This window comes from Burkholderia sp. AU45388, from assembly GCF_030481585.1.
GTDB classification, from domain to species: Bacteria; Pseudomonadota; Gammaproteobacteria; order Burkholderiales; family Burkholderiaceae; genus Burkholderia; species Burkholderia sola.
Genome location: NZ_JAUJPV010000009.1, coordinates 1 through 24513, shown reverse-complemented (window position 1 = coordinate 24513; position 24513 = coordinate 1). Strand labels below are relative to the sequence as shown.

23 protein-coding genes are annotated in these 24513 nt (G+C 67.9%); 10 read left to right on the top strand and 13 right to left on the bottom strand.

The genetic code is table 11. The features are described 5' to 3' along the window. Positions 1-14: 14 nt before the first annotated feature. Positions 15-773, bottom strand: a complete 759-nt coding sequence (locus QZM72_RS16715; protein WP_175976488.1) for an SDR family oxidoreductase — start codon at positions 771-773, stop codon at positions 15-17. Positions 774-817: 44 nt separating this feature from the next. Beyond that, complete coding sequence (locus QZM72_RS16710) at positions 818-2257, bottom strand: aldehyde dehydrogenase family protein (protein WP_089468167.1); 1440 nt, start codon at positions 2255-2257, stop codon at positions 818-820. A 338-nt stretch (positions 2258-2595) separates the two neighbouring features. Between QZM72_RS16710 and ppa the strand changes: the two genes are divergently transcribed. Continuing rightward, positions 2596-3123 (top strand): inorganic diphosphatase, encoded by a 528-nt coding sequence (gene ppa, locus QZM72_RS16705; protein ID WP_006489643.1) that lies wholly within the window; start codon positions 2596-2598, stop codon positions 3121-3123. Between the two features lie 54 nt (positions 3124-3177). On the opposite strand, the gene QZM72_RS16700 is transcribed toward ppa, so the two are convergent. Together QZM72_RS16700 and QZM72_RS16695 are read right to left on the bottom strand one after the other, a co-directional pair. Continuing rightward, positions 3178-4032: a GIY-YIG nuclease family protein gene (locus QZM72_RS16700; RefSeq protein ID WP_089468166.1), complete on the bottom strand. Its 855-nt coding sequence runs from the start codon at positions 4030-4032 to the stop codon at positions 3178-3180. 49 nt (positions 4033-4081) lie between these two features. Next, on the bottom strand, positions 4082-5116 hold the full coding sequence (locus QZM72_RS16695; protein ID WP_089468165.1) for an AraC family transcriptional regulator: 1035 nt from the start codon (positions 5114-5116) through the stop codon (positions 4082-4084). 151 nt (positions 5117-5267) lie between these two features. On the opposite strand from QZM72_RS16695, the gene QZM72_RS16690 reads away from it, so the two are divergent. Then, on the top strand, positions 5268-7514 hold the full coding sequence (locus QZM72_RS16690; RefSeq protein ID WP_301738681.1) for a glycoside hydrolase family 3 C-terminal domain-containing protein: 2247 nt from the start codon (positions 5268-5270) through the stop codon (positions 7512-7514). A 72-nt stretch (positions 7515-7586) separates the two neighbouring features. On the opposite strand, the gene QZM72_RS16685 is transcribed toward QZM72_RS16690, so the two are convergent. Beyond that, positions 7587-8765 carry a GNAT family N-acetyltransferase gene (locus tag QZM72_RS16685; RefSeq protein ID WP_089468163.1) on the bottom strand — a complete coding sequence of 393 codons (1179 nt, stop codon included), beginning with the start codon at positions 8763-8765 and terminating at the stop codon, positions 7587-7589. Between the two features lie 109 nt (positions 8766-8874). Here QZM72_RS16685 and QZM72_RS16680 point away from each other — a divergent pair, with 109 nt between their 5' ends. Both QZM72_RS16680 and QZM72_RS16675 read left to right on the top strand, forming a co-directional pair. Next, on the top strand, positions 8875-10584 hold the full coding sequence (locus QZM72_RS16680; protein ID WP_089468162.1) for an NAD+ synthase: 1710 nt from the start codon (positions 8875-8877) through the stop codon (positions 10582-10584). A gap of 84 nt (positions 10585-10668) precedes the next feature. After that, positions 10669-11007: a P-II family nitrogen regulator gene (locus QZM72_RS16675; protein WP_006398637.1), complete on the top strand. Its 339-nt coding sequence runs from the start codon at positions 10669-10671 to the stop codon at positions 11005-11007. A 177-nt stretch (positions 11008-11184) separates the two neighbouring features. Here QZM72_RS16675 and QZM72_RS16670 read toward each other — a convergent pair whose 3' ends face one another. Both QZM72_RS16670 and QZM72_RS16665 read right to left on the bottom strand, forming a co-directional pair. Next, on the bottom strand, positions 11185-12270 hold the full coding sequence (locus QZM72_RS16670; protein ID WP_089468269.1) for a porin: 1086 nt from the start codon (positions 12268-12270) through the stop codon (positions 11185-11187). 542 nt (positions 12271-12812) lie between these two features. Beyond that, positions 12813-13739, bottom strand: a complete 927-nt coding sequence (locus tag QZM72_RS16665) for a LysR family transcriptional regulator (RefSeq protein WP_301738755.1) — start codon at positions 13737-13739, stop codon at positions 12813-12815. Positions 13740-13873: 134 nt separating this feature from the next. On the opposite strand from QZM72_RS16665, the gene QZM72_RS16660 reads away from it, so the two are divergent. Beyond that, positions 13874-14371, top strand: coding sequence for a GNAT family N-acetyltransferase (locus QZM72_RS16660; protein WP_301738680.1), 498 nt, complete (start codon positions 13874-13876; stop codon positions 14369-14371). 63 nt (positions 14372-14434) lie between these two features. Here the strand turns inward: QZM72_RS16660 and QZM72_RS16655 are convergent, their stop codons facing one another. From QZM72_RS16655 to QZM72_RS16640, 4 genes are all read right to left on the bottom strand, one after another. Beyond that, entirely contained in the window at positions 14435-15214 is a 780-nt protein-coding gene (locus tag QZM72_RS16655; RefSeq protein ID WP_089468160.1) for an ABC transporter ATP-binding protein, read from the bottom strand. An 18-nt stretch (positions 15215-15232) separates the two neighbouring features. Beyond that, positions 15233-15946, bottom strand: coding sequence for an ABC transporter permease (locus QZM72_RS16650; protein ID WP_059576621.1), 714 nt, complete (start codon positions 15944-15946; stop codon positions 15233-15235). Continuing rightward, positions 15943-16632 (bottom strand): ABC transporter permease, encoded by a 690-nt coding sequence (locus QZM72_RS16645; RefSeq protein ID WP_089468159.1) that lies wholly within the window; start codon positions 16630-16632, stop codon positions 15943-15945. Before QZM72_RS16645 ends, QZM72_RS16650 begins: the two co-directional genes overlap by 4 nt. A gap of 229 nt (positions 16633-16861) precedes the next feature. Next, positions 16862-17644 carry an ABC transporter substrate-binding protein gene (locus QZM72_RS16640; RefSeq protein ID WP_144030096.1) on the bottom strand — a complete coding sequence of 261 codons (783 nt, stop codon included), beginning with the start codon at positions 17642-17644 and terminating at the stop codon, positions 16862-16864. A gap of 365 nt (positions 17645-18009) precedes the next feature. On the opposite strand from QZM72_RS16640, the gene QZM72_RS16635 reads away from it, so the two are divergent. Then, positions 18010-18711 (top strand): pirin family protein, encoded by a 702-nt coding sequence (locus QZM72_RS16635; RefSeq protein ID WP_301738679.1) that lies wholly within the window; start codon positions 18010-18012, stop codon positions 18709-18711. 68 nt (positions 18712-18779) lie between these two features. Here the strand turns inward: QZM72_RS16635 and QZM72_RS16630 are convergent, their stop codons facing one another. Next, positions 18780-19334: a Spy/CpxP family protein refolding chaperone gene (locus tag QZM72_RS16630; RefSeq protein WP_089468157.1), complete on the bottom strand. Its 555-nt coding sequence runs from the start codon at positions 19332-19334 to the stop codon at positions 18780-18782. A 223-nt stretch (positions 19335-19557) separates the two neighbouring features. Here QZM72_RS16630 and QZM72_RS16625 point away from each other — a divergent pair, with 223 nt between their 5' ends. Further along, positions 19558-20283: a response regulator gene (locus QZM72_RS16625; protein WP_006493394.1), complete on the top strand. Its 726-nt coding sequence runs from the start codon at positions 19558-19560 to the stop codon at positions 20281-20283. After that, positions 20267-21586, top strand: coding sequence for an ATP-binding protein (locus tag QZM72_RS16620; protein WP_301738678.1), 1320 nt, complete (start codon positions 20267-20269; stop codon positions 21584-21586). The genes QZM72_RS16625 and QZM72_RS16620 overlap by 17 nt, the downstream gene beginning before the upstream one ends. Before the next feature lie 42 nt (positions 21587-21628). Here the strand turns inward: QZM72_RS16620 and QZM72_RS16615 are convergent, their stop codons facing one another. Then, entirely contained in the window at positions 21629-21895 is a 267-nt protein-coding gene (locus tag QZM72_RS16615; RefSeq protein WP_011545926.1) for a hypothetical protein, read from the bottom strand. A 503-nt stretch (positions 21896-22398) separates the two neighbouring features. Between QZM72_RS16615 and QZM72_RS16610 the strand changes: the two genes are divergently transcribed. After that, positions 22399-24156 (top strand): ABC transporter permease subunit, encoded by a 1758-nt coding sequence (locus QZM72_RS16610; RefSeq protein ID WP_089468155.1) that lies wholly within the window; start codon positions 22399-22401, stop codon positions 24154-24156. A 22-nt stretch (positions 24157-24178) separates the two neighbouring features. Next, a partial coding sequence (locus QZM72_RS16605) for an ATP-binding cassette domain-containing protein (protein ID WP_301738677.1) occupies positions 24179-24513 on the top strand: 335 nt, incomplete at its 3' end.

Sequence of the window (24513 nt, the reverse complement as noted above, 5' to 3'; positions counted from 1 at the left end):
GCGGCCCGGTACGACTAGATGCAGCGTCCGCCGTCGACTTCGAGGCACACGCCGGTGATGAATTCGGCTTCGTCGGACGCCAGGTACAGCGCGGCGTTCGCGATGTCCTGCGGCGTCGAGAAGCGGCCGAGCGGGATCGTCGCGAGGAAGCGGCGGCGATTGTCCGGCGTGTCCTCGCAGCCCATGAACTCGGTCATCAGCGCGGTTTCGCCGAGCACCGGGTTGATGCAGTTCACGCGGATGCGATCGGCGCCGAGCTCGGCCGCGAGCGACTTGCTCGCGGTGATCATCGCGCCCTTCGTGCTGTTGTACCAGACGAGGCCCGGGCGCGGCCGCACGCCGGCCGTCGACGCGACGTTCACGAACACGCCGCCGCCCTGTGCGCGGAAATACGGCACGAAGGTCTGCACGCACCAGAACAGGCTCTTCATGTTGACCGCGTACACGCGGTCGAATTCGGCTTCCGTCACGTCGAGTACGGGCTTGTTGCGGTGCGTGGTGCCCGCGTTGTTCACGACGATCTGCACCGAATGGAAATCGTCGAGCGCGGCCTGCAGCAGCGCGCGCCAGTCGTCCTCCTTCGACACGTCGCCGGCCACCGCGATCGCCTTGCCGCCCGCGAGCGCGATCTCGCTCGCGACGCGCTCGGCCGCCGCGCCGTTCAGATCGTTGACGACGACGTTCGCGCCTTCGCGCGCATACGTCTTCGCGATGCCTTCGCCGAACCCCGAACCGCCGCCCGTGACGATGGCCGTCTTGCCGCTCAACCGCATGGTGTGTCTCCTGTACTTGTATCGAGTCGTTGCGCGCCGCGCGTTCAGCCGTGCCGGATCGCGATCGTCTTCAGCGCGGTGAAGCCGTACAGCGCCTCGAAGCCTTTCTCGCGGCCATGGCCCGAATGGCCGACGCCGCCGAACGGCAGCTCGACGCCGCCGCCCGCGCCATAGTTGTTGATGAACACCTGGCCCGCGCGCAGGCGCCGCGCAAGCCGCATCTGGCGCGCGCCGTCGCGTGTCCAGATGCCCGCGACGAGGCCGTACGGCGTGCCGTTCGCGAGCGCGACGGCTTCGTCCTCGTCGACGAAGCGCATCGCCGCGAGCACGGGGCCGAACACTTCCTCCTGCGCGAGCCGGTGCGACGGCGGCACGTCGCGCAACAGCGCGGGCGCCTGGTAGAAGCCGGTTTCGGGCGCGTCGGCGACGACCTGCCCGTGGCCGGCCATCGGAATGCCGTCGTGCTGCGCGTCGGACAGGAAATCCCACACGCGCTGCTGCTGCTTCGCGTTGATCAGCGGGCCGCAATCGAGATCGGCGCGGCTCGGGCCGACGCGCAGCCCGTTGAACGCGGTGGCGAGGCGCTCGACGAGCGGCTCGTACACCGCGCGCTCGATCAGCACGCGGCTGCCGGCCGAGCACGTTTGCCCGCCGTTCTGCACGATCGCGGACACGAGCACGGGCAGCGCCGCGTCGAGATCGGCATCGGCGAACACGATTTGCGGCGACTTGCCGCCGAGTTCGAGCGTGACGGGCACGTGGTTCTCGGCCGCCATCTGCGTGACCAGCTTGCCGGTGGCCGGCGAACCCGTAAACGAGATGTGGTCGATGCCCGGATGGCGGGCGAGCGCGGCGCCCGCTTCGTGGCCGTAGCCGGTGACGACGTTGAGCGCGCCGGCCGGCAGCCCGGCTTCGGCGGCGAGCTCGGCGACGCGCAGCACGGACAGGCATGCGTCCTCGGCCGGCTTGACCACGCATGCGTTGCCGGCGGCCAGCGCCGCGCCGACGCTGCGCCCGAAGATCTGCATCGGGTAGTTCCACGGCACGATATGCCCCGTGACGCCGTGCGGCTCGCGCACCGTCAGCACCGTGTAGCCGGCCTGGTAGGGGAGGGTTTCGCCGTGCAGCTTGTCGGCGGCGCCCGCGTAGAACTCGAAGTAGCGCACGAGCGCGGCTGCATCGGCGCGCGCCTGCTTCAGTGGCTTGCCGGTGTCGCGTGCCTCGATCGCGGCGAGTTCCTCGATCGAATCGGCCACGCGCGCCGACAGCCGCATCAGCACGCGGCCGCGTTCGGCGGCGCTCGCGGCGCCCCACGGGCCCGCGAACGCGTCGCGGGCCGCGGAGACCGCGCGCTCGACGTCGGGCGCGGTGCCGCGTGCGATCGTCGCGAACGGCTGTCCGTCGGACGGATCGACGACCGCGATGGTTTCCAGTTGCGCGGGCAACGTCCATTCGCCCGCGATGAAGTGCTTCGCCTCTTCCATGTCTCCTCCTGTCGACCCAAGTTAGCGCTTTAGCGCTTACTTGGGTCCCATGCAAAGCGGTCGACGCAAGTTAGCGCTTCAGCGCTCGCTCGGATCCCATGCATCGCAGTCGACCCGGTCAGCACTTTGGCACCGACTCGTGCCTATGCTTTGCGATCGACGTGCCGCGCCGCCGCCGGTTCGACGCCCGGACATCCGGAACGATTATCGCGCCGATCGTCATCCGGACGCCACCGGTCGATTGGCTATAATGGCGCATTCCTTTTGGGGAATGCCCGCGGCCATGCATCGGCCGCGGCGCCCTGTCCCGAATTCCCATCGACCTACAGAGAGTGCTCATGAGCTTCAATCATGTTCCGGCCGGCAAGGACCTGCCGCAAGATTTCAACGTGATCATCGAGATTCCCGCGCAAAGCGATCCGGTGAAATACGAGGCGGACAAGGAACTGGGCCTCCTCGTCGTCGACCGCTTCATCGGCACGGGCATGCGCTACCCGGTGAACTACGGCTACATCCCGCAGACGCTGTCGGGCGACGGCGATCCGGTCGACGTGCTGGTGATCACGCCGTTCCCGCTGCTGGCCGGCTCGATCGTGCGTTCGCGCGTGCTCGGCATGCTGCAGATGACCGACGAGTCGGGCGTCGACGCGAAGCTGGTCGCGGTGCCGCACGACAAGATCTGCCCGATGACGGCGAACCTGAAGACGATCGACGACGTGCCCGAGTACCTGAAGGACCAGATCAAGCACTTCTTCGAGCAATACAAGGCGCTCGAGAAGGGCAAGTGGGTGAAGGTCGAAGGTTGGGCCGGCATCGAAGCCGCGCACAAGGAAATCACCGACGGCGCCGCGAACTACAAGAAGTAAGCGGCGTGCCGGCCGGCGGCCGGCACGTACGGAACGCGAACCGCGCGTGTCTCCTCAGGAGGCCGCGCGGTTTTGTTTTGCGCGCGCGGTTTTCCGGCGGGCGGACGCGGAGACGGGCGGGAGCGGGGTGGCCGGTGCTTTCCTCGCGCGTTTCGCGCGGGACGCGGCAACGGACGGAGCGGCGGCTTCGGCGGCTTGCGTGGCCGCTGGACGGCGGCGGGCCGGTGCGGAAGCGGCGTCTTCGCGTACGTTCGCGGCGGCTGGTTTGCCAGCGGCGGCCGGCGCCTTCGTTTTTGACGACGCGGATGCGGGCGGCAGGCCGGGTTTCTTTACCGGTGTGCCACGCGACGCGGTCGTTTTTGCGGCTGCATCGCCGTCGGCTTTGGCACGTTTCGCGCCCGGCCCGGCTTGATTTGGCTTCGTCGACTTCGCGGCTTGTTTGCCCTTCGCCGTTTTCGCCTTCTTCGCGGCCGTTGCAGCCCCGCCGACTTTCCCGGCCTTCACCTCTTTCCCGGCCACCTGTTCCGTTGCAGCCGTCTCCGCCGCATCGCCGACATTTTCCGCCTTCCCTTTCTTCCGCCCGCGCGCCGTCGCCTTCGTCCGGGCCGTGTCTCCGCTCTCGTCGCGTGACGTGACGACCACCGGCAACACCGATTCCAGCGTCCGCAACCCGGCCGCCAGCTCGCGCTTTTTCGCGGGCGTGAGCCGCTTCACCCAGTATTCGGCGCGCGACGCGCTCGACCGGTCGGGCAGCGCAAACGCCGCGAGCACCGCGCGCGGCTTGCGCGAGCGCGTGTAGCGCGCGCCCTTGCCGGACGCGTGTTCGTCGAAGCGCGCGGCGACGTCGGTCGTGATGCCCGTGTAGACGCTGTCGTCGGCGCATTCGATCAGATACAGAAACCAGGACATGGCAGGGCGGCGGGATGCGAAGCCGCCAGTGTCTCAGAAAAAACGGGCGTCAACGCCGCCGGCTGCCGTGCCCGTCGCGAAAGCGGCTCGGCGCCGCGCCGAGTTCGCGCGTGAAGAAGCGCGTGAACGCGCTCGTCGATCGGAAGCCGACGCGCACGCCGATCTCGCCGATCGGCAACTGCGTGTTGAGCAGCAGGTCGCGCGCCTCGCCGAGCCGCGCCTGCGCGACGAGCGCATGGAAACCGACCGCTTCGCGATGCAGGCGTCGGCGCAACGTCCAGCGCGACATCGCGAAGCGCGTGCAGACGTGCTGCATCAGCGTATCGGTCGGCACGTCGGCGGCGTCGGACGTGCGCAGCCAGTCGCGCACGCATTGCTCGACCGACGCGCCGAACGTCGAACGAGCGCGCACGCGCTCGCGTGCGGCGTCGGCCGCATGCCGCTGGATGCCGGCAAGCGGCGCGTTGTAGCGCTCGAACGGCGTGTCGAAGTGCGCGGAGCGCAGCACGAGGCGGTTGTGCGCGGCATCGAACGACACCGGCGCCCCGAGCATGTCGCGTAGCGCGGCAACGGGCGCGAACGCGCGGCCGGCGAATTCGGCGTCGTGAATGCGCGCGCGCGGATCGTACAGGCGTGCGAGCGCCGCGAGGATCGCGAGGTTGGCGAACGCGCTGCCCGCGTGCCGGCCGTTGCCTTCGTTCACGTATTCGAGTGCGATCGCGTCGCCGTTCTCATGCGCGAAGACCCAGTCGACGTTGCCGATCAGCTCGCGATAGCGCAGGTAGCCGTGCAGCGCGTCGCGCAGCGTCGCCGCGTTGCACGTGACGCCCGCGAGTTCGGGAAACGGCACGAGCCACGGCTCGACCTGCGGCGGCGGGCGGTGCCACGACAGCGGCCAGTCGTTCGTCAGTTGCATCGCGGCCACGTGCCGGTCGCCCGCGATGCGGCGCATGTCGTCGGCGAGCTCGGCTGGCCCGATGCCGAGCGTCTCGTAAAGCGGTGCGGGATCGATGCCGTTCATGCGCGCGTCTTCGCACAGCCAGCGGTAGATCCGGACGGATACCGATTTCTGTTGCAGCTCCATGTCTGTCTCCCTGTCGTCATGCCGTTCGGGTTTGTCCCCGCTGCGAGAGGTCAACGCATGCTCCCGCCGGTCAAGCGTGGTGACCGGTCGATTTTTAGACTTGGACGCTGGAGTGAGGCGACAAGTACAACAGAACGATTCTGGAGGATCAATGAAAACTTCGCTGTTCCGGTGTTCGACGATTGCGTCCGCGTGCGCGCTCACGGTGCTGCTCGCATCGTGCGGCGGCGACGACATTCACGCCCCGACCGACCCCGACGCGGCAGCCGATCAGCGCGCGGCCGCGCTCGTCGCGCAACTGACGACCGACGAGAAGCTGCAGCTCGTGCATGGCACGGGCATGCCCGCGCTCGGCCTGGGCGGCCCGTTTCCGGCCGGCGCGCTGAACGGCGCGAGCTACATCCCGGGCGTGCCGCGGCTCGGCATTCCGGCGGTCAGCAGCGCCGATTCGGCGGGCGGCGTGAACGTCAAGAATGCGCGCGTGACCGCGCTGCCCGCGCCGGTCGCGCTCGCGGCGACGTGGGACCCGGCGCTTGCGGGCACCTACGGCACGCGCATCGCGCTCGAACTGCGCGCGCTCGGTTTCGCGGAAGGGCTCGGCGGCGGCGTGAACCTCGCGCGCGAGCCGCGCAACGGCCGCACCTTCGAATACATGGGCGAGGACCCGGTGCTCGCGGGCACGCTGAGCGCCGCGCGCACGCAGGCCACGCAGGCGCAGAAGGTGAGCGCGACGATCAAGCATTTCGCGTTCAACGATCAGGAAACCAACCGGATGACGGTCGATTCGGTCGTCGACGAGCGAACCATGCGCGAGGCCGAACTGCTCGCGTTCGAGATCGGCGTGAAGGACGGCCAACCGGGCAACGTGATGTGCTCGTACAACAAGCTGAACGGCGTGTATGCGTGCGAGAACCCGTATTTGCTGACGACGGTGCTGAAGAACGAATGGGGTTTCAAGGGCGTCGTGCAGTCCGACTGGGGCGCGACGCATTCGACGGTCGCGGCCGTGCAGGCCGGGCTCGACGAGGAACAGCCGGGCGCGGCCGACGACGGCAACGCGCCGCTCGGCTCGTACTTCAATTCGAAGCTGCGCGCGGCGCTGCAGGCCGGCAGCGTATCGGCCGCACGGCTGAACGACATGGTGCAGCGCAAGCTGCGCACGCTGATCCGCATCGGCGTGATGGACGCGCCGCCGAAGCCGGGCGGCGCGATCGACGAAGCCGCCGGCAACGCCGATGCGCTCGCGATCGCACGGCAGGCGGCGGTGCTGCTGAAGAACGCGGCCGCGCCGGGCGACGCGCAACCGGTGCTGCCGCTCGCCGCAGGCGCGCTCAAGTCGGTCGTCGTGATCGGCGGGCATGCGGACGCGGGCGTGCTGTCGGGCGGCGGCTCGGGTGCGGTGCCCGCGATCGACGGCAACGCGGTGACGTCGTGCCAGCAACCGGCCGACATGCTGTTCGGCGGGTGCGCGACCTGGTACAAGTCCGCGCCGCTTGCGGCGATTCGCGCGAAGGCGCCGAACGCGTCGGTCAGCTATCTCGACGGGACCGACGCGAATGCCGCGGCGAGCGCGGCCGCACAGGCCGATGTCGCGATCGTGTTCGCCACGCAGTGGCAGACGGAAGGGCTCGACCTCGCGAGCCTGTCGCTGCCCGATGCGAAGGCGGACCCGTACAACCAGCAATACGACCAGAACGCGCTGATCGCCGCGGTCGCCGCGAAGGCCAGGCGCGTGATCGTCGTGCTCGAGAACGGCAGCCCGGTGTTGATGCCGTGGCTCGCGAACGTGCATGGCGTGCTGGACGTGTGGTATCCGGGCGCGCAAGGCGGCCAGGCGATCGCCGACCTGCTGTTCGGCGACGCCAACCCGTCGGGCCGGCTGCCGCTCACGTTCCCGAAGCAGGAGGCCGACCTGCCGCAGCCGACGATCGATCCGTCGAACCTGCAGAACGTCTATGCGGAAGGGCTCGCGTACGGCTATCGCTGGTTCGACGCGAAGGCGATCGAGCCGCTGTTCCCGTTCGGCTACGGGTTGTCGTACACGACCTATGCGTTGTCGGCGATGTCCGCGCAGGCGGATGCCGCGGGCAACGTGACGGTCGGCGTGACGGTGACGAATACCGGTGCGCGCGCCGGGACGCACACGGTGCAGATCTACGCGGCGCTGCCCGCGTCGCTCGGCGAGCCGCCGAAGCGGCTCGTCGGCTGGACCCAGGTCGCGCTGCAGCCGGGCGAGGCGCGCACGGTCAGCGTCGCGGTGCCGGCGCAGCGCTTCGCGGTGTGGGATGCGAGCGCGCACGCATGGCGGATCGGCGCGGGCAGCTACGGGCTGTCGGCGGCCGCGTCGTCGCGCGATCCGCTGGCGCTGTCGCAGACGGTGACGCTCGCCGCGCACTGAACCGGCTGAGGCGGACGACAGGCGGCGAGGCCCCAGCGTGGCTTCGCCGCCTGCGCGGCGCGCCGGATGACGCTAGCCGGTGTTGCGCCGGAACGGATCGTGTTCGCGCAGTTCGTCGACGTACGCGTGGACATGCTCGGTCTCGCGTTCGAGAAAGCGCGCGACCGCATCGGAAAACGCCGGATGCGCGAGCCAGTGCGCGGAGTGCGTGACGGTCGGCAGGAAACCGCGCGCGAGCTTGTGCTCGCCCTGCGCGCCGCCTTCGAACGTATCGAGCCCGGCCTCGATGCAGAATTCGAGCAACTGGTAGTAGGCGGTTTCGAAATGCAGGCAGGGCACGTGCTCGATCGCGCCCCAGTAGCGGCCGTACAGCGTGCCGCCGCCGTGCTCGCCGCGCCGGTACACGGCGAGCGCGCTCGCGATCGGCTTCCCGTCGGCTTCCGCGATCACGAGCAGCAGGTTCTCGGGCATCGTCGCGCCGATCGTGCGGAAGAAGTCGAGGTTCAGGTACGGGCTCGAATAATGTTCGCGGTACGTTTGCCGATAGCAGCGCGAGAAGAAACGCCAGTCGGCGTCGGTGATCTGGTCGCCGGTGAGCCGCCGGAAGGTCACGCCCGCGTCGTGCACCTTGCGCCGCTCCGCGCGGATGTTCTTGCGCTTCTTCTGTTCGAGCGTGCCGAGGAAATCGTCGAAGTGACGGTAGCCGTCGTTGAGCCAGTGGAACTGTACGCCTTCGCGCAGCATCATCCCCATCGATTCGAGCAGCCGCGCTTCGTCGCCGGTCGGGAACAGCACGTGCAGCGACGACACGTCGCTCTGCTCGGCGAACGCCAGCAGCGTGGCCGCGAGCCGGCGGCGCGCGTCGTCGTCGGCCGCGAGCAGCCGCGTGCCCTGCACCGGCGTGAACGGCACCGCGCACAGCAGCTTCGGGTAATAGGGCAGGTCGTTGCGCTGGTATGCGTCGGCCCACGCCCAGTCGAACACGTATTCGCCGTACGAATGCTGCTTCGCGTAGACGGGCGCCGCGGCCGCGAGCCGGCCGGTGCGCGCGTCGGTCAGCGTGACGAAGTGCGGCGACCAGCCGGTGTCGTCCACCGCGCAGCGCGCGACGTGCAGCGCGTCGAGGAATTCGTGGCGCAGGAACGGCGTGGGCTGCGCGTCGCCCGCGAGCAGCGCGTTCCATTCGTCGGCCGGCACCTCGGCGGGGGACGACAGGATGCCCGTGCGATAATCGATGCGTTCGTGTTTCAAGCGTGAATCCGTACCGTTGGATGTTGCCGGATGCGGGCCGCCGTGGCCCGCGCCCGGATCGATTTCGTCAGCCGTTCAAGGCGCGCCGCCGGGTTGCGCCGATCCCGCCATGAAGACCCGACTCGCTCTCGCCCAGATCAACGTCACCGTCGGCGATTTCGCCGGCAACGTCGCGCGCATCGCCGCCGCCGCGCGCGCCGCGCACAACGATGGTGCGCAACTGATGGTCGCCCCCGAACTCGCGCTATCCGGCTATCCACCCGAAGACCTGCTGCTGCGCCCCGCGTTCTACGCGGCGGCGGCCGCCGCGCTCGATGCGCTCGCCGACGCGCTGAAGGCGTTCGACGGGCTCGCGGTGCTGGTCGGCCATCCGTTGCGCGGTGCGGGCAGGGGGGCGGGCAGCGCATCAGCCGTCGATGGTAATGCAAACCGCCCGATCGAGCGCGGCGTGCCGCCCACCGATACCTTCAACGCGGTGTCGCTGATCGTCGGCGGCGAGATCGTCGGCACCTATCGCAAGCAGGATCTGCCGAATGCCGAGGTGTTCGACGAGAAGCGCTATTTCGCGACCGACACCGAGCCGCTCGTATTCGAGCTGAACGGCGTGAAATACGGCGTGATCATCTGCGAGGACGCGTGGCACGCGTCGGCCGCGCAGATCGCGAAGGCGGCCGGCGCGCAGGTGCTGCTGATCCCGAACGGTTCGCCGTATCACATGAACAAGGAGGCGGTGCGCATCGACATCCTGCGCGCGCGGATTCGCGAGACCGGCCTGCCGATGGTGTACGTGAACCTCGTCGGCGGCCAGGACGAGCTCGTGTTCGACGGCGGTTCGTTCGTGCTCGACGGCGAGGGCGCGCTCGTCGCGAAGATGCCGCAGTTCGACGAAGGGCACGCGATTGTCGAATTCGACGGCGCGCGGCCGCTGCCCGGCGCGATCGCGCCCGAGCTGTCGACGCACGCGCAGGTGTACCGCGCGCTCGTGACCGGCGTGCGCGACTACATCGGCAAGAACGGCTTTCCCGGCGTGCTGATCGGACTGTCGGGCGGCGTCGATTCGGCGCTGGTGCTGGCCGTCGCATGCGATGCGCTCGGGCCCGAGCGCGTGCGCGCGGTGATGATGCCGTCGCGCTTCACGGCCGACATCTCGACCACCGATGCGGCGGAGATGGCGCGGCGCGTCGGCGTGCGCTACGACGAGATCGCGATCGCGCCGATGTTCGATGCATTCCGCGCCGCGCTCGCGGGCGAATTCGCGGGCCGCGCGGAAGACGCGACGGAGGAGAACATCCAGGCGCGCATCCGCGGCACGCTGCTGATGGCGCTGTCGAACAAGTTCGGCTCGATCGTGCTGACGACCGGCAACAAGAGCGAGATGGCGGTCGGCTACTGCACGCTGTACGGCGACATGGCCGGCGGGTTCGCGGTGATCAAGGACATCGCGAAGACCCTCGTGTACCAACTCTGCCGCTACCGCAACGAAACGACCGATTACGCGCTGCGCGACGTGATTCCCGAGCGGATCCTGACGCGCGCGCCGTCGGCCGAGCTGCGCGAGAACCAGACCGACCAGGACAGCCTGCCGCCGTACGACGTGCTCGACGCGATCATGCGGATGTACATGGAAGAAGACCGGCCGCTCGCCGAGATCGTCGCGGCCGGCTACGCGCAGGCCGACGTCGAGCGCGTGACGCGGCTTATCAAGATCAACGAATACAAGCGCCGGCAGGCGCCGATCGGCATCCGCGTCACGCATCGCGCGTTCGGGCGCGACTGGCGCTACCCGATCACGTCGCGCTTCACCGAACGGCTCGATTGACCGGTGCTGGGCCGGATGCGGCCCGCCGGCTTACAATCGGGAACGCGATTTTTTCATCCAAACGAGCATTGAGGGACACCCATCATGAAACGCATCACCGCCATCATCAAGCCGTTCAAGCTGGACGAAGTCCGCGAAGCGCTCGCCGAAGTGGGTCTCACGGGCCTGACCGTAACGGAAGTGAAGGGCTTCGGCCGCCAGAAGGGCCATACCGAGCTGTATCGCGGCGCCGAATACGTGGTCGACTTCCTGCCGAAGATGAAGATCGAGGTGGTCGTCGCGGAAGCGCAGGTCGATCAGGTGATCGACGCGGTGATCGGTGCGGCGCGCACCGGCAAGATCGGCGACGGCAAGATCTTCGTGTCGGACGTCGAGCGCGTGATCCGCATCCGTACCGGCGAAGAGAACGAAGCGGCCGTCTGAGCGCCGCGTCCGCTCGATTCGGTCAAGCGCGGCCGAATCGACCGATCGGGCAACGGGTCGCACGAATCCGGGCCGCCAAGAAAAAACGGTGCGGATACCCGTTTGGGTACCGCACCGATACGCGCCTCTCGCAGCAGCGTGGAAAGTGTTGTCGATTCGTTCTTTGACGGCGCCTGATCAGAACAGGTGCTGGATACCGGCGTAGACGCCGGTCTGGCTGCCGCCCGGATGCGGGTTGCCGGTCGACACGGCGGTGCCTGCACCGTTCGCGTTCAGGCCGAAGTTCGCCGACGAGCTGTTGCGCACCGTCGCGGCCTGCAGGTCGAACAGCGTGCGCTTCGAGATGTTGTACGAACCGCCGATCGTGTAGATGTTCGCGTTGCCGCCGCCGTGGTTCGCGTTCACGTGATACACGGCCGCGATCAGCGCCGCTGCCGGCGTGGCCTGCCACGTCACACCGCCCCACACCTGTTGCGTACCCGTCACGCCGGCGTTCACTGCCGGGCCGCCGCTGCCGTCGGCGCGCGATGCCTGATAGGCCGCCTGCAACTTGAACTGGCCGAGGAACACGTTCACGCCCGCGAAGTATTCACGCGAGTAGTTGAACACGTCCGAGAAGCGGCCGTTGCTGTCGCGCGTTTCGTCGTAGATGCCGCGCAACTGGAACAGCGAGTTCGTGTAGGTGACCTGACCGCCCATTGCACGGCCCGGTTGGCCGGCCGTCGTGTTGCCGTTGAAGCTGGTCGAGTTCGAGAACGAGAACTGGCCGTAGAAGTCGAGGCCGTAGAGCGACGGCGACTGGTACGACACGTTGTTGCTGGTCTTGTTCCAGTTGCGGCCGCGCACCAGCGAGGCCGTCGACCAGGCCGACTGGCCGAACGGGTCGAAGTCCCACACGCCGTTGGCGATCGCGAGCTCGCGACCCAACAGCAGCGTACCGTAGCGTTCGTTCGAGATACCGACGGTCGCGAAACGATCCCAGATCGAGCCGCTCGTGCCCAGGCCGCCGTTCATCGTGTTGAACGCGCCTTCGAGGTGGAACAGGACCTTGTTGCCGCCGCCGATATCCTCGCTACCCTTCAAGCCCCACAGGCTCGTGCCCCAGTCGCCGCTTTCCGCGCGCACTTGGTGGCCGTTTTGCAGGCCGTTCAGGTATTCGATGCCTGCATCCAGGCGGCCATACAGCGTGACGCTGCTCTGCGCGTGCGCCGTCACCACCCCAGCAGCCATCAGCGCGGCCGCGACCAAAGCTTTCTTCATCATCTCCTCCATACCCTGTCAAAAAGTCAACCCAGACTGCACGAGATGCCCGGAGCGCGAGCGCCGGGCAAAAGCGGGATAACCAGGGAGACCTCGTGCAGGGCTGGTAAGCGCGGCACGCGGGCAAGCAGACGGAAAACCGTTGAGCGGTCCCGCGCAGCCGGGTCGGCCTGCGGGGTCTCCTTGTTGTGTCGTGAAGCTAAACTACATTTCACGAACTTCGTTTTGCTACTTTGGTTACTAATTTAGCAAAAATACAATTTTGTGGCGATGGAAATCGTTGTTTGACTAACCGCTGTCGCCAAATTGCCATGCAACACGGTGCGCAAGCGGGGAGCCAAGGGTGCTCGATTTCCGGAAAACCCTTGTGCCATAAGGGAGACATGGATTCCACGGACGTGGGTCAAGGATTGCCACTATTGACGTTGCAAAGGCGCCGGCGTAAGCGCGAAAGTCGCGAAACAGGTAAGTATTTCGTAATGATTCGGGCGATTGCCGCCATTGCTGGCGGGTGCCGGAAACACCCGGCCGGCAACGCGCCGCGGCTAGTCCGGGTTCGGCCGTGCGTCGAGCAACTGCGCGCGAATCCAGCGATGCGCATCGGTGCGCGCATGCTTCGCATGCGAGTAGACCTTCACCGTGTAGCGCGGGATCTCGAACGGCGCCGGGAAGATGCGGATCGGCGCCGCGTGCCGCAGCGCCTGCGCGGCGCGATTCGGTACGGTCATCAGGAGTGCCGACTCCGCGATCACGAACGGCGCGGCCAGCACGGTCGGCAACTGTACGGCCACGTGCCGCGCGAGGCCGAGCCGATCGAGCACGTAGTCGACGACGCCGCGCGACTCGTTCCACGGCGTGACGACCACGTGGCGGGCCGCCAGATACTGGTCGAGCGTCAGCCGCCGGCGGATGTCCGGATGCGTGGCGCTCGCGATCACGACGTAGTCGTCGGAGAACCAGTCGAAATCCTCGATGCCCGGCGCGTCGGCCGCCGATTCCTCGTGGTAGCCGAGCGCGAAGTCGATGCGGCCGGCCGCGAGCTCGTCGACGGAAATCTTGCGGTCCGAATGGACCACGCGGATCCGCAGGTGCGGCGCCACGAGCTGGATGCGGGCGAGGAACGCCGGCAGCACCGCGAACGCGGTGTAGTCGGTCGCGGCGAACACGAACGTACGGTCGCTTTGCGCCGGGTCGAAGCGGCGCGCGCGGGCGAGCCCCTTCGACATCGCGTCGAGCGCGTCGCCGGCCCACGTGGCGATGTCGTCGGCGCGCACGGTCGGCTGCATCTCGTTGCCGAGGCGCACGAACAGCGCATCGCCGATCGCGTCGCGCAGCCGGGCGAGCGCATGGCTCAACGCCGACGGGCTCAACGCGAGCTCATGCGCGGCCGCCGCGACCGACCGGTGGCGATATAGCGCATCGAACACGAGCAGCAGGTTCAGGTCGAGACGGCGGAGATCGGGATGCATCATGTTCAGGTCCGGATGAAGAAACTGCACTTCCTGCAGGCGCCACGTGAACGTAGCATGACGGTTTGAGCGGCGCCAGCGCGTGGACGCGGCGCCGCCTTTCCGTTTCACATCCGGGCCGGAGGAGGGCTCAACCCGTGCAAATCGATATCCGTTCCGCCACCGTCGCCGACGTGCCGCTGATCCTGCGCTTCATCACCGAGCTGGCCGTCTACGAGAAGGCGGAGCACGAAGTCGTCGCGACGCCCGAATCGCTCGAACGCAGCCTGTTCGGCGAAGGCTCGCCGGCGCGTGCGCTGATGTGCGAGGTCGACGGCGAGCCGGCCGGCTTCGCCGTGTATTTCTTCTCGTATTCGACGTGGCTCGCGCGGCAGGGGCTGTATCTGGAGGATCTGTACGTATCGCCGCGTTTTCGCGGCGCCGGCGCGGGGCTGCGGCTGCTGAAGGCGCTCGCGCGGATCGCGGTCGAGTCGGGCTGCGGGCGTTTCGAATGGAGCGTGCTCGACTGGAACGAGCCGGCGATCCGCTTCTACGAGAGCGTCGGCGCGGCGCCGCAGAGCGAATGGGTGCGCTACCGGCTGGCGGGCGACGAACTGCGCGCGTTCGCCGACGGCATGCCGGTGAGCACCGCGTAAACGCAAAACGGGCGCCGCGCGGCGGACCGCGGGGCGCCCGTTCGGGCGGGGTGCGCGCGGGCGTTACTTGAGGCTGCCCGACAGGAACGCGCGCAGGCGCTCGCTCTTCGGGTTCGCGAGCACCTCGGCCGGCACGCCTTCTTCCTCGACGCGCCCCTGGTGCAGGAACATCACGTGATTCGACACGTTGCGCGCGAAGCCCATCTCATGCGTGACGACGATCATCGTGCGCCCTTCCTCGGCCAGCTTCTGCATCACCTTCAGCACTTCGCCCACCAGTTCCGGGTCGAGCGCCGAGGTCGGCTCGTCGAACAGCATCACGTCAGGATGCATCGCAAGCGCCCGCGCGATCGCCACGCGCTGCTGCTGGCCGCCCGACAGATGCGACGGATACTGCTTCTCGACGCGCGGCGCGAGGCCGACCTTCTCGAGATACTCGCGCGCACGGTCCTCGGCTTCCTTCTTCGGGATGCCGAGCACGTTCACCGGCGCTTCCATCACGTTCTCGATCACGTTCATGTGCGACCAGAGGTTGAAGTGCTGGAACACCATCGACAGCTTGGTGCGCACGCGCTGCAGCTGTTTCGTATCGGCCGCGCGCAATGCGCCCGTCTTGTCGAGCGCGGTGCGCACTTCCTCGCCGTCGACGAAGATGCGGCCCGCGTTCGGCTGCTCGAGGAAGTTGATACAGCGCAGCATCGTGCTCTTGCCGGAGCCGGACGAGCCGATCACGCTGATCACGTCGCCCGAGTTCGCCCTCAGCGACACGCCTTTGAGCACCTCGTTGTCGCCGTACCGCTTGTGGAGATCGTCGACGAAAAGCTTTTGAGTCTGGGAATTCATCAATATTCCTGCGGAAACTTACTTGCCTTGCGGGCGCAGATACGCGAGCCAGCGGCGCTCGGCCTGGCGGAACAGCCACACGAGCGTGAACGAGATCACGAGGTAGAGCAGGGCGGCGATGCCGAACGCGTGGAACGACATGTAGGTCGCCGAGTTCACGTCGCGCGCGATCTTCAGGATGTCCGGCACGGTCGCGGTGAACGCCACGGTGGTCGCGTGCAGCATCAGGATCACTTCGTTGCTGTACAGCGGCAGCGCGCGGCGCAGCGCCGACGGCAGGATCACGCGGCGATACATCGTGAACGGGGACATCCCGTACGCGCGCGCGGCTTCGATCTCGCCGTACGACGTCGCCTTGATCGCGCCCGCGAAGATTTCGGTGGTGTACGCGCACGTGTTCAGCGTGAACGCGAGCAGCGTGCAGTGCATCCCGTCGCGGAAGAACGCATCGAGCATCGGCGTGCCGCGCACGGCCTGCAGGCTGTACAGGCCCGTGTAGCAGAGCAGCAGCTGCACGTAGAGCGGCGTGCCGCGGAACACGTACGTGTACAGCCACACGGCGCCCGACAGCCACTTCTTCTTCGACACGCGCGCGACGGCGAGCGGCACCGACAGGCAGAAGCCGAGGCCGATCGACACGACCAGCAGCCACAGCGTGATCGCGACACCCGTGATGCGATAGCCGTCGGTGTAGAGATAGTTGCGCCAGTATTCTTGGATGAGTTCGATCATAGGTCAGCCTTGCGGACACCGGTCGAGTAGCGCTTTTCGAGCCACATCAGCACGAAGTTCGAGATCGTCGTGATGGCCAGGTAGACCGCGCCCGCGATCAGCGTGAAGAAGAAGAACCGCAGCGTGCCCTTGCCGGCGTCCTGCGACGCCTTCACGACGTCGGCCAGGCCGATGATCGACACGAGCGCGGTCGACTTCACGAGCACCTGCCAGTTGTTGCCGATGCCCGGCAGCGCGAAGCGCATCATCTGCGGGAACATGATCCGCGTGAACACCTGCCAGTTCGTCATCCCGTATGCGCTGCCGGCTTCGAGCTGGCCGCGCGGCACCGACAGGAACGCCCCGCGGAACGTCTCCGTGAAGTACGCGCCGTAGATGAAGCCGAGCACGAGCACGCCGGCGAGGAACGGGTCGATGTCGATCTGGTCCCAGCCGAGCGCGTCGGTCGCCATGTTCAGCCAGATCTGCAGGCTGTAGAACAGCAGCAGCATCAGCACGAGATCGGGCACGCCGCGGATCAGCGTCGTATAGACGGTGCCGATGCCGCTCGTCACCCGGTTGCGCGACAGCTTCGCGCCGGCGCCGAGCAGCCCCAGCAGGAACGACAGCGCAAGCGAAAGCACCGCCAGTTTGACGGTTTGCCAGGTGCCGGCGAGGATCAGCGGGCCGTAGCCTTGTAGAAACATATGGGGTCCCTGGTGTGGTCCCTGAGGGCGCACGCGGTGCGCCGCGAAAGACGCGTCCGCCTAGCTGCGCGGAACGCCCCGTGCGTATCATGACCGTCCGCCCCGGCAACGGTGCCGGGCCCGCCCGTCGCGCGAGCGGCGGGCAAGGGAGCGGGCGGCGCGTGGTTGACTGCCTGTACTGCCCGGACGCGGGGCCGCCCCGCATCCGCTGCTTCTGCCTAGGCCGCGGTCAGCGGGCCGGCGCCGAATAGACGCTGAACGAGAAATACTTGTGCGACAGTCGGTCGTACGTGCCGTCCTTGTGCATGTCCGCCAGCGCCCGGTTGATCTTGAGCTTCAGGTCGGTATCTTCCTTGCGCAGGCCGATCGCGGTGCCGTCGCCGATCGTCTTCGGATCCTTCACTTCCGGCCCGGCGAACGCGAAGCCCTTGCCGCGCGGCGTGCGCAGGAAGCCGTAGTCGGCCTGCAGCTCGTCCTGCAGCGTCGCGTCGAGGCGGCCCGAGCCGAGATCGGTATAGACCTGGTCCTGGTTCTGGTAAGGAACGATCGTCACGCCCTGCGGTTCCCAATACGCCTTCGCGTAGGTTTCCTGCGTCGAGCCCTGCTCGACGCCGACGCGCTTGCCCTTCAGCGACGCGACCGTCGGCAGCAGCGGCGAGCCGGTCTTCGCGATCATCCGCGCGGGCGCGTCGTACACCTTGTCGGAGAAGTCGATCTGTTGACGACGCTTGTCCGTGACGGTCAGCGACGACACGATGACGTCGTACTTCTTCGCTTTCAGCGCCGGGATGATCCCGTCGAGATCCTGCGCCACCCACACACACTTCACGTTGATCCGCTTGCAGATTTCCTTGGTGAGATCGACGTCGAAACCGACGATCTCGCCGCTCGGCGCGGTCGACTCGAACGGCGGGTAGCTGGCGTCGACGCCGATCCGCACGGTCTTCCACTCCTTCGCGAAGGCGCTGCCCGCCACGAGGGCGAGGGCGGCGCACAGGGCGGCCTTCTTCATTTCCATCCTTCTGTTGCTGACTTTCCGGGGGCGCTCGCGGCCGGTCGAACCGAGCGCCGCGGCGTATTCTAGACGGCCAAAAATCGCCGATCGGCGCTCTGACGTTGGCGGCCGCCGGAACGGCGAACGCCAAAAGGGCGGTATTTTACCCGAACGCGATACCCGGAAAACGGCAATCCGGCACGGTCGACCGATTCCTCGATTCGGCTGTTGCGACAATCGTGGTATTCGCAACGAATATTTCTGCAATTGGTTGCGCGAGTGCAACGATGCGGTGCGCGGGCGGCGGATTGTGGCGCTGTCGGCCTCCCCCTGCAGTGGAGGTAAACCCGAACAGAACATCCGCGCCGCCGAGCGTCCCCCCAATGTTCCAGATCCTGCGCGCCGAAGACCGCTGGCGCACGCGTCACGGCTGGCTCGAATCGAGTCAAAGTTTTTCGTCCGCCTGCCGCACCGCGCATGCGCCGGTGCGGCCCGTCGGCGCGTTGTGCGTGCTGAGCGAGGGCCCGATCGCGCCGACGCGCGGTTTCGGGATGCAGCCGCGCCGCGACGTGGAGATCGTCACTTACGTGCTGGATGGCGTACTCGCGCACCGCGACAGCCTCGGTTGCGGCGCGATCGTCCGGACTGGCGGCATCCCGCGGATGAGCGCCGGCACGGGGCTCATGCACAGCGAAACCAACGCGTCGCGCGACCGGCCGCTGCATCTGCTGCGGATCGGGCTGCAGCCGGCCGAGCGGGGCGGGCGGCCCGGCTACGAGGAGCGGCGTTTCGCCGACGGCGAGAAGCGCGGGCGGCTCAGGCTCGTCGCGGCGCCCGACGGTGGCGACGGCGCACTGTCGATGCGGGCGGACGCTCGCCTCTTCGCGGGGCTGATCGACGGCGACGAGACGACGGCGTTCGACGTGCCGGCCGGGCGCAGCGTCTACGTGCACGTGGCGCGCGGCGAGGTCGAGGTCAACGGCCGCGCGCTGGCTGCCGGCGACGGCGCGCGGATCGGCGGAGTGGACGCGGTGGCGTTCGCGTGCGGCCGCGCGGCCGAGGTGCTGCTGTTCGACGTCGCCTGAAACGAAAAAGGGGACGCAGGGCAGTGCCTGCGTCCCCTTCGATGCCGCTGCGGAAGCGGCCCGCCAGCTTACTGCGCCGGCGTCGACGCGCCCTTGGCGGCCGCGCGATGCTGCTCCCAGCGCTCCTTCATCTTCTCGTGGCGCTGTTCCATCTTCGCGAACTGCTGCTTGAGCGCGGTGCTGACCATGGTCTTCTGCTGGTCGTTCAGCCCGTTGTAGAACGTGAGCCACGCGGCGGACGTCTGCTCGCGCAGTTGCGCGTTCTGCGCCTCCGCCTGCTGGCGTGCCGAATGCATCGCGCTCAGGTCGAGGATCGGCTGGTTCTGCTGCGCCTTGAACTGCTCGCGCATCTGCTCGTGGCTCTTGCGCATCGCGTCACGATTCTGCTTCATCGTGTTGACGGCCGCTTGCCATTGCTGTTCCTGCGACGCGTTGAGCTTCAACTGGTCGTGCAGTCTCATGATCGCGCCGAACGGGCCGCCTTCGTGCCCGTCGTGCATCCGGTGCATGCCGGGGCCGCCCGGCGGCGGCATGTCGGTGGGCTGCGCGGCATGCGCGGTGCCGAATGCGAGAGCGAGCACGGTGGCGGCCGCGATGGCCACGCGGGAAGTCTTCTTATACATTTCAGAAACTCCTTGTATCCAAAGGGTCCGGCGATGCGGTGCCGGGAAAGCCGGTGCCGCATCCGGTAAGACGCAGGTTAGCGATGCAGGCGCCGGCGGGTGTTACGCGGGGTGGCTGCCCGGTTACCGGGCATTACAGTTCCCTTGCGCGGTAACCCGCAGTAACCCTTTCGCCCCTTTGTTTCGTTCTTCCACTCCTCCCTCGCGCGATAAACTTCGAGCCATGACTACCCAGATCCTCATCGTCGACGACGACCAAGAACTCCGAGACCTGCTGCGCGACTATCTCGTGCGCCAGGGGATGGAAGTGTCCGTGCTGCATGACGCGGCGACGCTCGAGAAGCGCCTCGAGCGCGAGCGGCCCGACCTGATCGTGCTGGACCTGATGATGCCGGGCGTGGACGGCCTGACCGCGCTGCGCCAGCTGCGCGCGGCCGGCGACGACATCCCCGTGATCATGCTGACCGCGCGGGCGGACGACGTCGACCGCATCGTCGGGCTCGAGCTCGGCGCGGACGACTACCTCGGCAAGCCGTTCAACCCGCGCGAGCTGCTCGCGCGCGTGCAGGCCGTGCTGCGCCGCCGCCGCGCGACGCCGTCGGCGGCCGCGCCCGAGCAGCGCGAGCCGTTCGCGTTCGGCCGCTTCCTGCTCGACTTCCAGGCGCGCACGCTGTCGGTCGACGGCAAGCCGGCCACGCTGTCGAGCAGCGAATTCGCGCTGCTGAAGATCTTCGTGAACCACGCGCTGCGCACGCTCACGCGCGAGCGGCTGCTCGAGCTGCTGCACGGGCCCGAGTACGACGGCACCGACCGCGGCATCGACGTCCAGGTGTGGCGCCTGCGCCGCATCCTCGAAACGGATCCGTCGACGCCGCGCTTCATCCAGACGGTCCGCGGGCGCGGCTACGTGTTCGTGCCCGACGGCGAGGCCCATGCGCAAACCCATTGATTCGCTGTTCGGGCGGCTGGCGCTGCTCGTCGTCGGCGTCCTGCTTCTGTCGCACTTCGCGTGGTTCTTCGCGATACGGCTCGAGCGCAACCAGATGCAGACGCGTTATGCGGTCGAGGAGGCCGCGTTCCTGGTCGACGCGGTGCGCCAGCACGTCGCGCGCACGCCCGACCAGCCGCTGCCGTCGCGCGTGCGGCTCGTGTCGCCGGATAGCGCCGACGTGCCGAAGGGCGGCGATGCGGGGCTGCCGCCGCCGCTGAAGCGGTTCCGCGACGACGTGAGCGACCGCATGCCGCCCGGCACGCAGGTCGAGATCGGGACGCCCGGCCATCCGCCGGTGCTGTGGGTGAAGGAGCCGGCCGACCGCAACTGGATCGTGGTGCCCGTGCAGCCGTTGCGGCCGCCGCGCTCGCTCGACCGGATGCTGTTGTGGCTCGGCACGATCTTCTCGGCCGGCGTGATCGCCGCGCTGTTCGCGGCCTGGCAGTTGCAGCAGCCGCTGCGTTCGCTGGCGCGCGCGGTCGCGCGTTTCGGCCGCGGGCAGCCGGTGCCGCCGCTGCGCGAACGCGGGCCGCGCGAGCTGCGCCAGCTCACGCACGGCTTCAACCAGATGGTCGAGCAGGTGTCGCAGGCCGAGAGCGATCGCGCGGTGATGCTGGCCGGCGTCGCGCACGACCTGCGCACGCCGCTCGCCCGGATGCGCCTGCGGGCGGAAATGATGGACGACGCGCGGCTGCGCGACGGCGTGGTGCGCGACGTCGACTCGATGTCGCACATCGTCGACCAGTTCCTGGTGTTTGCGCATGGCGGGGCCGACCGCAGCGAGCCGGTGCCGGTCGATCAGGCGTGCGAGCGGGTTGCGCGCAGCTATCGTGCGGTCGCGCCGAACGCGCCCGCGGTCCAGACGCGGCTGGAGGCCGGTCCCGGCTTCCGGCTGCCGACGGCGACGCTCGACCGGATCCTGTCGAACCTGCTGGACAATGCGCATGCGTACGGCGCGCCGCCCGTGCTCGTCGAGACGGCGCGCACGCCGGCCGGCTACGTGCTGTCGGTCGGCGACAGCGGCGGCGGCATCGCGCCGCGCGACCTCGCGGCCGCCACGCGGCCGTTCGTGCGGCTCGATCCCGCGCGCGGCGGGAACGGCCACAGCGGGCTCGGCCTTGCGATCGTCGAGCGGCTCGTGCTCAGGCTGGGCGGCGCGTGCGACATCGGCAATCGTCCCGAAGGCGGCCTGCGCGTGTCGATGACGTTCCCGTTCGACGTCGTGCCGAAAGACGACGAATCCCACGCACAGGCCGCATGAGCGGTGGCGGCGCCGGCCCGGCCGGGCTGGCGCCGCACGGCGTCATTCGCCGAACAGCGTGCCGAGCGTCTCGGCCGCGTTGCTGTCGATCGTGTTGTAGGTCACCGTGGTGGCCTCGAAGATATAGACGGTCGTATACCGGCCGAGGCGCTCCAGGATTTCCTCCTGCAGCGATTCCGGCACGACGTTCATGTTCAGGTACCACGCCGTGGACGACAGCCGGGTCTGGAACGACCCGTACTCCTGCATGAGTTCATAGAACGCGTCGGCATCCTGATCGCGACAGACGATCACCAAGTTTCCTGCCATTCCCTTCCTCCCGCTCGTCGGTCGATCCCTGGGCCGGTTGACACGGCGCGCGTGCGCCTTGAGGCGACACGGCCGCAACGGACCCCGGGGGCTAGCCCCGATCATACCTGCTTCGCCGTATCCGGCTGCTGATCCGGGACACGGTTTGTGCCCGCGTGCGGGGGGGCGGGTTCACGGCCGGGCCGGATCACGGCATAATTCGGGCCTGCGTGCCGGCCGCAGGACTGCGGCCAGGCTGTTCCGTACCGCGCGCCCGCCATCCGTCCACGCGCCGGGCACGATCCATGCGTTGCCTGCGCCGTCCCCGGACGGTTGTACCTGAAATACAGGTTGGTGTAGTGTCGTGCCGTCGCGGCCCGGCTCGACCGGCTGCGGCGATGCATGCACGCACGGCGCGCCGCGTGCGCGAGATCGCCAGTCAATCGAATTACCGCGCCCGTGCGCTTTGCCATGAATCAACATCGACTGCCGGCTTCGATCGGCCTTACCGGGGAGGGCGCCTGATGAACGTCGGATTCTTCAATCCGAACCGGACCGCCAACGCATCCGCGTGGCGCGTGTTGCCGAACCGGTGGGACTTCATCGCCTTTCCGCTGATCATCTGCCTGATCGCGATGGCGGTGGTCGGCTTTCACGAAACGATGGCGCCGATCGGCGTGCTGCAGACGCAGAAAATCTCGCTCGATCCGTCGAACCTGCCCGAATACGCGCTGCGCACCACGCTGCGGATGCTCGCCGCGATGGTCGCGTCGCTGGCGTTCACGCTCGTCTACGGCACGCTCGCGGCCAAGAGCCGCCGCGCGGGCATGGTGCTGATCCCGATTCTCGACATCCTGCAGTCGGTGCCGGTGCTCGGCTTCATCTCGTTTACGGTCACGTTCTTCCTCGCGCTGTTCCCGAGCCGCGTGCTCGGCGCCGAGCTCGCGGCGATCTTCGCGATCTTCACGAGCCAGGCGTGGAACATGACGTTCAGCTTCTATCAGTCGCTGCGCACGGTGCCGCGCGACCTGGACGAAGTGTCGCGCGGCTTTCACCTGACGTCCTGGCAGCGCTTCTGGAAGCTCGAAGTGCCGTTCTCGATGCCGGGCCTGATCTGGAACATGATGATGTCGATGTCGGGCGGCTGGTTCTTCGTCGTCGCGTCGGAGGCGATCACGGTCGGCAACCAGACGATCACGCTGCCGGGCATCGGCGCGTATCTCGCGCAGGCGATCTCGGACAAGAACTTCGGCGCGATCGGCTGGGTGATCCTGACGATGACGGTCGTGATCCTCGCGTACGACCAGCTCCTGTTCCGCCCGCTCATCGCGTGGGCCGACAAGTTCCGGATGGAGAACACCGCGTCGGGCGACGCGCCGCAATCGTGGCTGCTCGACCTCGTGCGCCGCACGCGGCTGATTCATCAGTTGCTCGTGCCGGCCGGCTGGTTGTTCGCGAAGGCCGCGCGGATCCCGCTGCGCCTGCCGCTGTCGGGCGCGATGCGCTTCTCGCTGCCGAAAGTCGAGAAGAAGGCGTCGCGCACGGTCGACATTGCCTGGGCGGGGCTCGTGCTGCTCGGCACGGCCTATATCGTATGGCGCGTCGTCAGCTTCGTGGCGACCGGCGTGACGATGGCCGAAGTCGGCCACGTGCTCGTGCTCGGGCTCATCACGCTGCTGCGCGTGGTCGTGCTGATCTCGATCGCGTCGGTGATCTGGGTGCCGATCGGCGTGTGGGTCGGGCTGCGTCCGAAGCTGGCCGAAAAGCTGCAGCCGCTCGCGCAGTTCCTCGCCGCGTTCCCGGCGAACCTGCTGTTCCCGGTGTTCGTGATCGTGATCGCGCGCTTCCACCTGAACGCGGACATCTGGTTGTCGCCGCTGATCGTGCTCGGCACGCAGTGGTATATCCTGTTCAACGTGATCGCCGGCGCAACGTCCTACCCGAACGACTATCGCGAAGCGGCGACCAACTTCCGCATCCGCGGCTGGCAGTGGTGGCGTCAGGCGATCCTGCCCGGCATCTTCCCGTACTACGTGACGGGCGCGATCACCGCCTCGGGCGGCGCGTGGAACGCGAGCATCGTGTCGGAAGCCGTGCAGTGGGGCAGCACGCGCATCGAGGCGCATGGTCTCGGCGCCTACATCGCGCAGACCACCGCCGCCGGCGATTTTCCGAAGATCATCCTGGGCATCGCCGTGATGTCCCTGTTCGTCACCCTGTTCAACCGCCTGCTGTGGCGCCCGCTGTATGCCTTCGCCGAGGCGAAGCTGCGGCTCGACTGAGACCGATTGAGAGCGAAACGCGATGCACAATCCGAATGCTGTAAACGCCCCCGTCCAGACGTCCCAGCCGCCGCGCCTCGGTGAAGAAATCCTGCGCGTCGATCACGTCTGCCGCGGCTTCAACAAGACGCAGGGCGAGCTGCTCGTGCTCGACGACGCGAACCTGTCGCTGCGCGAAGGCGAGATCGTCGGGCTGCTCGGCCGCTCGGGGTCGGGCAAGTCGACGCTGTTGCGCATCATCGCCGGGCTGATCGAGCCGACCGGCGGCGAGGTGACCTATCTCGGCAAGCCGCTGCGCGGCCCGGCCGAGGGCGTCGCGATGGTGTTCCAGACCTTCGCGCTGTTCCCGTGGCTCAC